The sequence below is a fragment of the Cupriavidus sp. USMAHM13 genome (genome assembly GCF_001854285.1).
Lineage (GTDB): Bacteria > Pseudomonadota > Gammaproteobacteria > Burkholderiales > Burkholderiaceae > Cupriavidus > Cupriavidus malaysiensis.
The window spans coordinates 1,003,017-1,015,660 of sequence record NZ_CP017751.1 but is presented as its reverse complement, the minus strand read 5'-3'; the positions used below and the strand labels follow the sequence as shown (position 1 = coordinate 1,015,660).

The 12,644-nt window shown below is 68.8% G+C and carries 8 protein-coding genes; 4 read left to right on the top strand and 4 right to left on the bottom strand.

Going from position 1 to position 12,644, the window contains the following annotated elements; all coding sequences use genetic code 11:
* Nucleotides 1–29: 29 nt before the first annotated feature.
* The 4 genes from BKK81_RS04585 to BKK81_RS04570 all read right to left on the bottom strand — a co-directional run bounded on the left by BKK81_RS04585 (nucleotide 30) and on the right by BKK81_RS04570 (nucleotide 7,512).
* Complete coding sequence (locus tag BKK81_RS04585; protein ID WP_071010967.1) at nucleotides 30–1,871, bottom strand: ABC transporter ATP-binding protein/permease; 1,842 nt, start codon at nucleotides 1,869–1,871, stop codon at nucleotides 30–32.
* A gap of 175 nt (nucleotides 1,872–2,046) precedes the next feature.
* On the bottom strand, nucleotides 2,047–2,481 hold the full coding sequence (locus BKK81_RS04580; protein WP_071010965.1) for an HIT family protein: 435 nt from the start codon (nucleotides 2,479–2,481) through the stop codon (nucleotides 2,047–2,049).
* A 291-nt stretch (nucleotides 2,482–2,772) separates the two neighbouring features.
* On the bottom strand, nucleotides 2,773–6,747 hold the full coding sequence (locus BKK81_RS04575) for a DUF3683 domain-containing protein (protein ID WP_071010963.1): 3,975 nt from the start codon (nucleotides 6,745–6,747) through the stop codon (nucleotides 2,773–2,775).
* Between the two features lie 186 nt (nucleotides 6,748–6,933).
* Nucleotides 6,934–7,512 carry a YqaA family protein gene (locus BKK81_RS04570; RefSeq protein WP_071010962.1) on the bottom strand — a complete coding sequence of 193 codons (579 nt, stop codon included), beginning with the start codon at nucleotides 7,510–7,512 and terminating at the stop codon, nucleotides 6,934–6,936.
* A gap of 317 nt (nucleotides 7,513–7,829) precedes the next feature.
* Between BKK81_RS04570 and BKK81_RS04565 the strand changes: the two genes are divergently transcribed.
* The 4 genes from BKK81_RS04565 to BKK81_RS04550 all read left to right on the top strand — a co-directional run bounded on the left by BKK81_RS04565 (nucleotide 7,830) and on the right by BKK81_RS04550 (nucleotide 12,644).
* Nucleotides 7,830–8,327: a (2Fe-2S)-binding protein gene (locus tag BKK81_RS04565; RefSeq protein ID WP_071010961.1), complete on the top strand. Its 498-nt coding sequence runs from the start codon at nucleotides 7,830–7,832 to the stop codon at nucleotides 8,325–8,327.
* A gap of 16 nt (nucleotides 8,328–8,343) precedes the next feature.
* Nucleotides 8,344–10,722: a xanthine dehydrogenase family protein molybdopterin-binding subunit gene (locus BKK81_RS04560; RefSeq protein ID WP_071016053.1), complete on the top strand. Its 2,379-nt coding sequence runs from the start codon at nucleotides 8,344–8,346 to the stop codon at nucleotides 10,720–10,722.
* 22 nt (nucleotides 10,723–10,744) lie between these two features.
* On the top strand, nucleotides 10,745–11,545 hold the full coding sequence (locus BKK81_RS04555; protein ID WP_071010959.1) for an FAD binding domain-containing protein: 801 nt from the start codon (nucleotides 10,745–10,747) through the stop codon (nucleotides 11,543–11,545).
* Nucleotides 11,546–11,747: 202 nt separating this feature from the next.
* Nucleotides 11,748–12,644 (top strand): AAA family ATPase, encoded by an 897-nt coding sequence (locus tag BKK81_RS04550; protein WP_071010958.1) that lies wholly within the window; start codon nucleotides 11,748–11,750, stop codon nucleotides 12,642–12,644.

Genomic DNA, 12,644 nt, shown 5'->3' with positions numbered 1-12,644 from the left:
GAGCCGGCAGGCTCACGGCGGCGCGGGCCTCACGCTTCGTGTACGACCCGATAGCTTACCGCAGGCGCCAGGCCTTGCCCATCCACACCGTCGGCCGGCAGGTAGCGCAGGCGCTTGTCATGGAAGCGCGCCACCGTGCTCCGGTGCGCCACGCTGATGATGGCCGAGCGCGGCAGCGCTCCCACCACCAGCTCGTACATGGCGGCCTCGGTGTCCTCGTCCAGCGCGCTGGTGGCCTCGTCCAGCACGAGGAAGTCGGGCTTCTGCAGCAGCGCACGGGCGAAGGCGAGGCGCTGCTGCTCACCCGGCGACAAGCGCAGCGACCAGTTGTCGAGCACGTCGAGCTGGCCGGTGAGCTGGCCCAGCCGGGTCTCGCGCAGTACCTGCTGCAGCCGTTCGCTGCTGTGCGCGGTGCCCGCGTCCGGATAAGCGAGCGCGTCGGCCAGCGTGCCGATCGGCAGGTAGCTGCGCTGCGGCAGGAACAGCATGCGGGCGGCGCGCGGCAGCTCCACCGTGCCGCTGCCATAGGGCCAGATGCCCGCCAGCGCGCGTACCAGCACGCTCTTGCCGCAGCCGGAAGGACCGTTGACCAGCCAGCGCTCGCCCGGCGCAATGGTCAGCGAGAACGGCGCCACCAGCGCTGCCTGGGCGCTGGAACTGCGGCGCGGCGTCGGCAGCGCCAGGGCCAGGGCGTCGAGCCGGATGCTGGCGTCGTCGGTGGACACCACCTCGATATCGCGCACGCCGGTATGTTCCTGGTCCTGCCGCTCGGCGATGCGGATGGCCTCCTGGAAGTCGATCAGGCGGTTGGCCGCTGCCTTCCAGCCCACCAGCGTGGAATAGCTGTCGACGAACCACGACAGCGCGCCCTGCACCTGGCCGAAGGCCGAACTCATCTGCATCAGCCCGCCCAGCGTCATCTTGCCGGCGAAGTAGCGCGGCGCGGCCACGATCAGCGGAAAGATGATGGCGAACTGGCTATAGCCGGAATTGACGAAGGTCAGGCGCCGTGTGTAGCGCATCAGCTGGTTCCAGTTGGCGCGGATGCGGCCGAAGCGCGCCCCCAGTCCGGCCTTTTCCGTCGGCTCGCCGCGGTAGAGCGCGACCGGCTCGCTGTTCTCGCGCAGGCGCACCAGGGTGAAACGGAAATCCGCCTCGTACTGCTCCTGCTGGAAGCTCAGGCCGATCAGCGGCCGGCCCACCAGGTGGGCGACCAGCGAACCGATCACCGCGTAGCCGACCGCGAACCAGACCATGTAGCCGGGAATCACGATCTCGCCGCCGCCGAGCGCGAAGCTGATCGGACCCGACACGCTCCACAGGATGCCGACGAAGGAGACCAGGGTGACCACCGAGTTGAGCAGCCCCAGCGACAGCGTCAGCGCGCCGTCGGTGAAGGAGCGCAGGTCATCGGCGATACGCTGGTCGGGGTTGTCGGTGGCGTGGGTCTGCTCGATGCGGTAGTAGGCCTGGTGCCCGAGCCAGTGATCCATGAAGCGGCCGGTCATCCAGGTACGCCAGCGCATCTGCAGCATCATCGTGTAGTACTGGCGCGAGATGGCGGCAACGATGAAGAAGGCGGCGATCCAGGAGAAACGGATCAGCAGCGTCTTGAAGGCGGCGTAGTCGTGCTGCTCCAGCGCGTTGTAGAAGACGCGGTTCCACTCGTTGAGCAGCACGTTGATGTAGACGATGCCCAGGTTGAGCGCGACCACGAAGGCCAGCAGGCCCAGCCCGGCCTTGCGGTCTTCCGATTTCCAGTAGGGCTTGATCAGCGCCCAGGTGGCAGCCAGCCGCAGCCGGCTCTGGATCTCGAGGGCACGGACAGGAACGGCCGGACCCGGCACGGTAACGGAGGTCGGTGTAGACATAAGACCTTTCGCGAACGCGGGCCGGCATGGTGGCACGGGCCGCGTATGGTGGGAACAGAAAGCGGGACGCTGTTAGAAGCCGGGAAGGCGGGCCAGGTTCCGCACCCCTCCCTTCAACGCCGGAAACCGCCTGGACGTGCACAAGGGTGCGCTCGGACGGCCGCGCAACGCGCGCTCAGCGCAGGTCCTGCAGCGGCGCCAGCGCGGTGCGCAGCGCCGGCAACAGCTTGCCGAGGCCCGCCAGCCGGGCCGCATCGGCCTCACGCTGGGCGTTGCCCCATACCGGCTCGGGGAAGTGCGTGTCCCAGCGGTAGCGCGGAATGACGTGCCAGTGCAGGTGCGGGACCATATTGCCGAAGGCCGCCAGGTTGATCTTGTCCGGCGCCATCACCTCGCGCAGCGTCTGCTCCACCGCGACCATCAGCCGCATCAGCCAGGCCTGGTCATCGGGCGACAGGTCGCTCAGCTCGGCGACATGGTCGTTCCAGACGATGCGGCAGAAGCCGGGAAAGCGCTCATGCTCGACCAGGATCAGGCGCGCACGCGCGCCGCGCCAGAGGAGTTCGCCGCCATCGGTGTCGCAGAGGGGGCAGTTCGGGACTGAGGTCATCGGACGGGGACTGTTGATCGAGGTCGGCAGGCGTGGGTGCGGATGCACCGACACCCATCGCCAAGCATAGTGTCTGGGCTCCCTCTCCCCTCATGGGGAGAGGGCGGGGGAGAGGGGTGGTCCAGCAAGGCGCCACGCATAACGAAGCCTTCGGTGTTATCCAGCGCGCCGAGGCCCGAACAAAGCCCACGGTGTGGTCGAGCACGTCGCGATCTGCCGGCGCCCGCCCTCTCCCCCTGCCCCTCTCCCGCAAGCGGGAGAGGGGAGCCAACCAAGGGTGCTGGCTATGCCTTACACCAGCACCCGCTCGATACCGCCGGCGTTGGCCTTCTCCACATACTCCGGCATCCAGTTCTCGCCCAGCAGGTGGCGCGCCATCTCGACCACGATGTAGTCGGCCTGCACCGTGGCGTCTTCGTTGTAGCGCGACAGGCCCTGCAGGCAGGACGGGCAGCTGGTGAGGATCTTGACGTCGCCGTCGAAGCCGTCGCCGCGCAGCTTGTCCGCGCCCTTGCGCATTTCCTCTTCCTTGCGGAAGCGGATCTGCGTCGACACGTCCGGACGGGTCACGGCCAGCGTGCCCGACTCGCCGCAGCAGCGCTCGTTCTTCTCTATCTTGCCCGCCGCGCCGTTGCCGCCGACCAGTTCGTTGACCAGCTTGGTCGGATCCATGGTCTTGATCGGCGTGTGGCAGGGATCGTGGTACATGTAGCGCGTACCGGTCACGCCCTCGAGCTTGACCCCCTTCTCCAGCAAGTACTCGTGGATGTCGATGATGCGGCAGCCCGGGAAGATCTTCTCGAATTCATAGCCGGCAAGCTGGTCGTAGCAGGTGCCGCAGCTGACCACCACCGTCTTGATGTCGAGGTAGTTCAGCGTGTTGGCCACGCGGTGGAACAGCACGCGGTTGTCGGTGACGATCTTCTCGGCCTTGTCGAACTGGCCGGCGCCGCGCTGCGGATAGCCGCAGCACAGGTAGCCCGGCGGCAGCACGGTCTGCACGCCGACATGCCACAGCATGGCCTGGGTGGCCAGGCCGACCTGCGAGAACAGCCGCTCCGAGCCGCAGCCCGGGAAGTAGAACACCGCCTCGGTCTCGGGCGAAGTCCGCTTCGGGTCGCGGATGATCGGCACGATCTCGTTGTCCTCGATGTCGAGCAGCGCGCGCGCCGTCTTCTTGGGCAGGTTGCCCGGCATCTTCTTGTTGACGAAGTGGATCACCTGCTCGCGCACCGGCGGGCGGCCCACCGAAGCGGGCGGATGGGCGGTCTGCTTCTTCGCCAGCGTCTTGAGCACATCGTTGCCCAGGCGCTGCGCCTTGTAGCCCCAGTCGATCATCGCCTTGCGGGCCAGGTTGATCGTCTGCGGGCTGGTGGCATTGAGGAAGAACATCGACGCGGCAGTGCCGGCGTTGAACTTCTTCTGCCCCATCTTGCGCAGCAGGTTGCGCATATTCATCGACACGTCGCCGAAGTCGATCTTCACCGGGCAGGGCGTCACGCACTTGTGGCAGACCGTGCAGTGGTCGGCCACGTCGGAGAACTCGTCCCAGTGCTTGATCGACACGCCGCGGCGGGTCTGCTCCTCGTACAGGAAGGCCTCGACCAGCAGCGAGGTGGCCAGGATCTTGTTGCGCGGGCTGTACAGCAGGTTGGCGCGCGGCACGTGGGTGGCGCACACCGGCTTGCACTTGCCGCAGCGCAGGCAGTCCTTGACGCTGTCGGCGATGGCACCGATGTCGCTCTGCTGCATGATCAGCGATTCGTGGCCCATCAGGCCGAACGACGGCGTGTAGGCGTTGCGCAGGTCGGCGCCGGGCAGCAGCTTGCCCTTGTTGAAGCGGCCCTGCGGGTCGATGCGCTGCTTGTAGGCGCGGAAGTCGCCGATCTCGTCCTCGGTGAGGAACTCCAGCTTGGTGATGCCGATGCCGTGCTCGCCCGAAATCACGCCATCCAGCGAACGCGCCAGCGTCATGATGCGGGCCACCGCGCGGTGGGCGTCCTGCAGCATGTCGTAGTCGTCCGAGTTGACGGGGATGTTGGTGTGCACGTTGCCGTCGCCGGCGTGCATGTGCAGCGCCACGAAGACGCGGCCGCGCAGCACCTGCTTGTGGATCTTCTGCGCCTCGTCGAGGATGGGCTTGAACTCGCCGCCGCTGAAGATCTTGCGCAGTTCGGCGCGCACCTCGTTCTTCCAGGACACACGGATGGTGCGGTCCTGCAGCAGGTGGAACACGGTGGCGTCCGGCTGCTGCGCCAGGCGCGCCTCGAAGGCCTGGCCGAGCAGGCCCAGGCCGTGGCCGATCAGCGATGCCTTGGCCGCGGCCAGCGGCATGTCGAGGCTGTCCTGCAGGAAGCGCCAGCGCGCGCGGATCTCGCGCAGCAATTGCAGCGCGTGCTGGACGCGGTCTTCCAGCAGTTCGGCGCTGGGGATCTCGTTGGCGTCGTCGCTGCGGCCCAGCGGCAGGTTGCCGCGCGCGAAGAAGCCTTCCAGCGCGTCGACCAGCACCAGCTTGTTCTTGATCGACAGCTCGATATTGATGCGCTCGATGCCGTCGGTGTACTCGCCCATGCGCGGCAGCGGGATCACCACGTCTTCGTTGATCTTGAAGGCGTTGGTGTGGCGTGCGATGGCGGCGGTGCGCGAACGGTCGAGCCAGAACTTCTTGCGCGCCTCGGGGCTGACCGCGACGAAACCCTCGCCGCTCTTGCCGTTGGCCATGCGGATGACTTCCGAGGTGGCGCGCGCGACGGCGTCTTCATCGTCGCCGACGATGTCGCCGATCAGCACCATCTTGGGGAAGGCATTGCGCTTGCTCTTGGTGGCATAGCCGACCGCGCGCAGGTAGCGCTCGTCCAGGTGCTCCAGGCCGGCCAGGATGGCGCCGCCGGGCGTCTTCGACTCGATGTCGAGGAAGTCCTTGATCTCGACGATGCTCGGAATGGCATCGCGCGCCTGGCCGAAGAACTCGAGGCACACGGTACGCATGTGCTTCGGCATCCGGTGCAGGATCCAGCGCGCGCTGGTGATGATGCCGTCGCAGCCTTCCTTCTGGATGCCCGGCAGGCCGGCCAGGAACTTGTCGGTGACGTCCTTGCCCAGGCCTTCCTTGCGGAACTTGCGGCCTTCGATGGACAGGGTCTCGGTGCGCAGCAGCTTTTCGCCCGGCGCCCGGCTGCCGTCGAACCACTTCAGTTCGAAGTCGGCCACCGGCACGTCGTGGATCTTGCCCAGGTTGTGGTTCAGGCGGGTGATCTCGAGCCAGTTCCCCTCGGCATCGACCATGCGCCACCAGGCCAGGTTGTCCAGCGCGGTGCCCCACAGCACGGCCTTCTTGCCGCCCGCGTTCATCGCCACGTTGCCGCCGATGCAGGACGCATCGATCGAGGTCGGGTCGACCGCGAACACCAGCCCGGCCTTGTCGGCCGCGTCCGCCACGCGGCGCGTGACCACGCCGGCGCCGGAGAAGATGGTGGCCACCTTGCCCGCCACGCCCGGCAGGTCGGTGTCTTCGACCGGACCGAGCTGCTCCAGCTTCTCGGTGTTGATCACCGCGCTCATCGGCGTCAGCGGCACGGCGCCGCCGGTGTAGCCGGTGCCGCCTCCGCGCGGGATGATGGTCAGGCCCAGCTCGAAGCAGCCCTTGACCAGGCCGGCGATCTCTTCCTCGGTGTCGGGCGTCAGCACGACGAAGGGATACTCCACGCGCCAGTCGGTGGCATCGGTCACGTGCGAGACGCGCGACAGGCCGTCGAACTTGATGTTGTCCTTCTGCGTGACCCGGCCCAGCACGCGCTGGGCGCGCTTGCGCAGATCATAGGCGTGGGCGAACTCCTGCTTGAAGTCCTCGATGGCCTGCTTGGCGAAGGCGACCAGCTGCTCGACCCGGTGCGAGCGGCCCTCGGCCGCAGGCTCGGCATGCTCGGCGCGGTCGGCGGCGCGGCGCTTCTCCACTTCGCCGAGGCGATGGTGCAGCGCGCCCACCAGCATCTCGCGGCGCTTGGGATTCTCCAGCAGGTCGTCCTGCAGGTAGGGATTGCGGCGCACCACCCAGATATCACCCAGCACCTCGTACAGCATGCGCGCGGAACGCCCGGTGCGGCGCTCGCCGCGCAACTCGTCCAGGATGCGCCAGGCTTCCTCGCCGAGCAGGCGGATCACGATCTCGCGGTCCGAGAACGAGGTGTAGTTGTAGGGGATTTCGCGCAGGCGCGGCGGGGCGTCCTGCGCAGCGAGCTTGGCGTCGAGCACGAGTGGGGCGTTCATGGGGGACCGCTTCCTGCAGCGCACGGGGACGGTGCGCAAGTCGTCTTTAAACGGGAATTGTACTGCAAGGGCTGGAATCGCTGCGCCGCAGCATGACAAGACCCTTGAAGCGTGGGGAACTTTTCTCCCGAAGTGCTCTACTGGCCGGAAGCCAGGGGAAATCCGGGAATGGAAAACCGGGAATGGCTAGAAGAGTTGCTTCAGGAACACCCCCATCTGATGCCAGAACCCGTCGGGAATCCATAGCAGCGCGCTGGTCATGGCCAGGTAGCGCAGGAACTTGCCGATGGCCATATAGGCCACACTGGGCCAGAAGCGCAGCCGGAGCCACCCCGCCAATGTGCATAAAGGATCACCAATGGCCGGTAGCCAGGACAGCAGCAGCGCCGGCGGCCCCAGCCGGCGCATCCAGCGGAAATAGCGTTCATCCAGGGCCGGCTTGCGCGGCCGCCTCTCATGGGCGCGATGCTGGGCGCGTTCCTGTTCGTGCAGCCGCGCCTGGCGATGCTTGCGGTAGCGTACCAGCGCCAGCTTGGCGGCATAACCCATCCACCAGTCGATCGCGCCGCCGATGGTATTGCCGATCGCGGCCACGATCACCGCCGGCCAGAACATGTGCGGGTTCAGCTTGATATAGCCGAACACGGCCGGCTCCGAACCCAGCGGCAGCAGCGTGGCCGACACCAGGCTGACCAGGAAGATGGCCGGCAGCCCCACCTTGGGCAGGGCGACGATGCCGAACAGCCAGTCGAGGAATCCTTCCATGGAACGTATGGCCGGTAGCGGGCACGGTTGGGGGCGACATTCTATCAGTGCCCCACCTCCGGCCCTGCCCGCATGGCGGCCTCGTGCGATTTGTGATTAACTGTTAGAGCCTGTCGCGGCCGATCCTTCGCCGGCCGCCCGGGCCGCCGCGCCACCGCCCGCCAAGGCCCGCCCCGGGCCCGGCGGCAGCGCCGGCGGCACCACCATCACGAAATAGCCGTACCGACAAACGGCAGTACCGCGCAGTGGCCAGTCCCGCGCCGTCGCTTTCGGGATCCGGGTCCTGTCCATGCGCGTCCACCCACATGGAGACAAGCATGGCAATTCCGATCCGCCTGACGGTCAACGGCAGGTCCGTCGACGCCCAGGTCGAACCCAACACCCTACTGGTCCAGTTCCTGCGCGAGCAGCTGCGGCTGACCGGCACCCACGTCGGCTGCGACACCGCCCAGTGCGGCGCCTGCACCGTCCACCTGGACGGGCGTGCGGTGAAGGCGTGCAACATCCTGGCGGCGCAGGCGGACGGATCCACGGTCACCACCATCGAGGGCCTGGCCGGCAGCAACGGCGAGCTGCATCCGATGCAGGCGGCCTTCCGCGAGTGCCACGGCCTGCAGTGCGGCTTCTGCACGCCCGGCATGGTCATGAGCGCCACCGCGCTGGTACAGGAACAGCCCGATGCCGGCGCGGACGCGATCCGCGCCCATCTCGAGGGCAACCTGTGCCGCTGTACCGGCTATCACAATATCGTGCGTGCAGTGCAGCAGGGCCAGGCCGCCATGCGCGGTGCCGGCGCCGCCGCCAGCGCCGAATGAGCGCGAGGAGGACGCCATGAACGCACCCGACAACAAGCGCCTGGTGGGCGCCGCGGTCAAGCGCAAGGAAGACTACCGCTTCCTGACCGGCAATGGCCAGTACACCGACGACGTCTCGCTGCCGCAGCAGAGTTACGGCTACTTCCTGCGCTCGCCGCACGCGCACGCGCGCATCCGCTCGATCGACACCACCGAGGCCAAGGCCTCGCCCGGCGTGATCGCCGTGCTGACCGGCGCCGACGTGGCGGCCGACAAGATCGGCGGCCTGCCCTGCGGCTGGCTGATCCACAGCATCGACGGCAGCCCCATGAAGGAGCCGCCGCATCCGGTGATCGCCCATGACAAGGTGCGCCACGTGGGCGACCAGGTCGCGCTGGTGGTGGCCGAGACGCTTCAGCAGGCCAAGGACGCGGCCGAGAAGATCGAGGTCGACTACGACGAACTGCCGGCCGTGGTCAACACTGCCCAGGCTGCCGCCAGCCGGACGCTGGTGCACGACGACGTGCCCGCCAACACCTGCTACACCTGGGGCCACGGCGACCGCGCGGCCACCGACGCCGCCTTCGCCCGCGCCGCGCACGTGACCACGCTGGAGATCGTCAACAACCGGCTGATCCCCAACGCCATCGAGCCGCGCGCGGTCAACGCCAGCTACCACCGCCAGGACGACAGCTACACGGTCTACGTGGCCAACCAGAACCCGCACGTCGAGCGCCTGCTGATGGCGGCCTTCGTGATGGGGCTGCCCGAGTCGCGGCTGCGCATCATCGCTCCGGACGTGGGCGGCGGCTTCGGCTCGAAGATCTTCCTCTACGCGGAAGACGTGGCGCTCACCTGGGCCGCGAAGAAAGTCGGCCGCCCGATCAAGTGGACCGCCGAACGCTCCGAGTCCTTCCTCTCGGACGCGCACGGCCGCGACCACGTGACGCGCGCCGAGCTGGCGCTCGACGCCGACGGCAGGTTCCTGGCGATGCGCGTGCACACGGTGGCCAATATGGGCGCCTACCTGAGCACCTTCGCCTCCAGCGTGCCGACCATCCTTTATGCCACGCTGCTGGCCGGCCAGTACGCCACGCCGGCCATCTACGCCGAGGTGCAGGCGGTCTTCACCAACACCGCCCCGGTCGATGCCTATCGCGGCGCCGGCCGCCCCGAGGCCACCTACGTGGTGGAGCGCCTGGTCGAAGCCGCGGCGCACGAATTGAAGGTCGACCCCGCCGAGCTGCGCCGCAAGAACTTCATCCGCCAGTTCCCCTACGCCACCCCGGTGGGCCTGACCTACGACACCGGCGACTACGAGCCCTGCCTGGCGCGCGCGCAGGAACTGGCCGACGTCAAGGGCTTCCCGGCACGGCGCGACGAAGCGAAGCAGCGCGGACGGCTGCGCGGCCTCGGCTACTCCTGCTACATCGAGGCCTGCGGGCTGGCGCCCTCCAACATCGCCGGCGCGCTGGGCGCACGCGCGGGCCTGTTCGAGGTGGGCGAGATCCGCGTCGACCCGACCGGCACCGTGACCGTCTTCACCGGCAGCCACAGCCACGGCCAGGGCCACGAGACCACCTTCGCCCAGGTGGTGGCCGACCGGCTCGGCATCGCGCTGGAAGCGGTCGAAGTGGTGCACGGCGACACCGGCCGCGTGCCCTTCGGCATGGGCACCTACGGCTCGCGCTCGCTGGCCGTGGGCGGCTCGGCCATCATGAAGGCGCTCGACAAGATCGAAGCCAAGGCCAAGAAGATCGCGGCCCACCTGCTGGAAGCCTCGGACGCCGACATCGAGTTCAAGGACGGCGTGTTCCGCGTGGCCGGCACCGATCGCAGCAAGACCTGGGGCGAGGTGGCGCTGACCGCCTACGTGCCGCACAACTACCCGCTCGACAAGCTCGAGCCCGGCCTGAACGAGAACGCCTTCTACGACCCGACCAACTTCACCTATCCATCGGGCGCCTACGTCTGCGAGGTGGAAGTCGACCCGGACACCGGCGAGTCGTGGGTGGTCAAGTTCACCGCGGTGGATGACTTCGGCAACGTCATCAACCCGATGATCGTCGAAGGCCAGGTGCACGGCGGCATCGGCCAGGGCCTCGGCCAGGCCATGCTGGAGCGCTGCGTCTATGACGACGAAAGCGGCCAGCTGCTGACCGGCTCCTACATGGACTACGCCATGCCGCGCGCCGGCGACCTGCCCGACTTCACCGTGGAGACCGCCAAGGGCACGCCCTGCACGCACAATCCGCTGGGCGTCAAGGGCTGCGGCGAGGCCGGCGCGATCGGCTCGCCGCCGGCCTTCATCAATGCCCTGGTCGATGCGCTGTCGCCGCTGGGCGTGCACGACATCCAGATGCCCGCCACGCCGCACCGCGTCTGGCAGGCCATCCAGGCCGCCAAGGCTCCCTGACCCCGACGCACGAGGATCCGACATGTACGCATTCCAATTCGAACGTGCCGCGGACACCCAGGCCGCGGTGGCGAAGCTCAAGGCCGATCCCGACGCCAAGTACCTCGGCGGCGGGCAGAGCCTGCTGGCGGCGATGAAGCTGCGCCTGGCCGCGCCCTCGGCGCTGGTCGACGTGACGCGCATTCCCGGCCTGGCCGGGGTCGGCGCGGAGAACGGCGCGCTGGTGATCGGCGCGGCCACGCGCCATGCCGACGTGGCCGCCGACGCCGAGGTGCGGCGCCGCATCCCGGCGCTGGCCGCGCTCGCCGGCGGCATCGGCGACCGCCAGGTGCGCGCCATGGGCACGCTGGGCGGCTCGCTCGCCAACAACGACCCTGCCGCGTGCTACCCGGCCGCGGTGCTGGCGCTGGGGGCCACGGTGACGACCGACCGCCGCCAGATCGGCGCCGACGACTTCTTCCGGGGCCTGTACGAGACCGCGCTGGAGCCGGACGAGCTGATCCTGTCGGTGCGCTTCCCGGTGCCCGAGCAGGCGGCCTACGTCAAGTTCCGCAACCCCGCCTCGCGCTTCGCCCTGGTCGGCGTGATGGTGGCGCGCAGCGGCAACGCCGTGCGCGTGGCCGTGACCGGGGCGGCCGACTGCGTGTTCCGCTGCCAGCCGCTGGAGCAGGCGCTGTCCGCCAGCTTCACGCCGGCGGCGGCACGCGCGGTCACGCTGGACCCGGCGGGCCTGAACGGCGACCTGCATGCCTCGCCGGAGTACCGGGCCCACCTGATCCCGGTGCTGGCGGCGCGGGCGGTGGAGGCGGCGACGCGGGGCTAGTGGCGCCTGCTTGCTGACTTCTCCGCCGCGGGCTTCCCGCTTCCGCCGGGCGTGGGAGGGATCGGAGCCCCGAGCCAGCGCGCTTCGGGCCTTGCCGCATAGAAACCGCCTGCCCGCGCCTCCGGCCCCTCTCCCGCCTGCGGGAGAGGGGAGCTCACCGGCGGTCATTGCCAACGTGCCGCCAAGCCGACCTGACGCATCCATGCTTCCCGCTTCCATCGACCAGACCCTCGCCCTGCTCGAAGCCCAGCAGTATTTCGCCGACCGCGAGACGGCGACCGTGCTCTACCTGGCCCTGCGCATGCAGCGCCCGCTGTTCCTGGAGGGCGAGCCCGGCGTCGGCAAGACCGCGCTGGCCCAGGCCATTGCCGCCACGCTCGGCACGCGCCTGCTGCGGCTGCAGTGCTACGAAGGCCTCGATGCCTCCAGTGCCCTGTACGAGTGGGACTACCCGCGCCAGATCATGGCGCTGCGGCTGGCCGAGGCACGCGGCGAGCGGCCCGAGGCGCAGTCGCTCTATCACGACGACTTCCTGCTCAAGCGCCCGCTGCTGGAGGCGTTGCTGCCCGATCCCGCGGCGCCGGGTGTGCCGCGCGTGCTGCTGATCGACGAGATCGACCGCGCCGACGAGCCGTTCGAGGCCTTCCTGCTCGAAGTGCTGTCCGAATACCAGGTGTCGATCCCCGAGATCGGCACCCTCCGCGCCGAGCGGCCACCGCTGATCCTGGTCACCTCGAACCGCACGCGCGAGGTGCACGACGCGCTCAAGCGCCGCTGCCTGTACCAGTGGATGGGCTACCCGTCGCGCGAGCGCGAACTGCAGATCGTGGCGGCGCGCGCGCCCGAGGCCGCCACCGCGCTGCAGCACCGGGTGGTCAGCGTGATCCACCGGCTGCGCACCCTCGACCTGTACAAGGCGCCGGGCATCGCCGAGGCCATCGACTGGGCCCGTGCGCTGGCCGCGCTCGGCACCACCGAGCTCGACCCGCAGTCGGTGCGCGATACGCTCGGCGTGCTGCTGAAGTACCAGGACGACCTGGCGCGCGTGGACGGCCCCACCATCGCCGAACTGCTGGCCGCGCCCGAGCCGGCCCGCTGA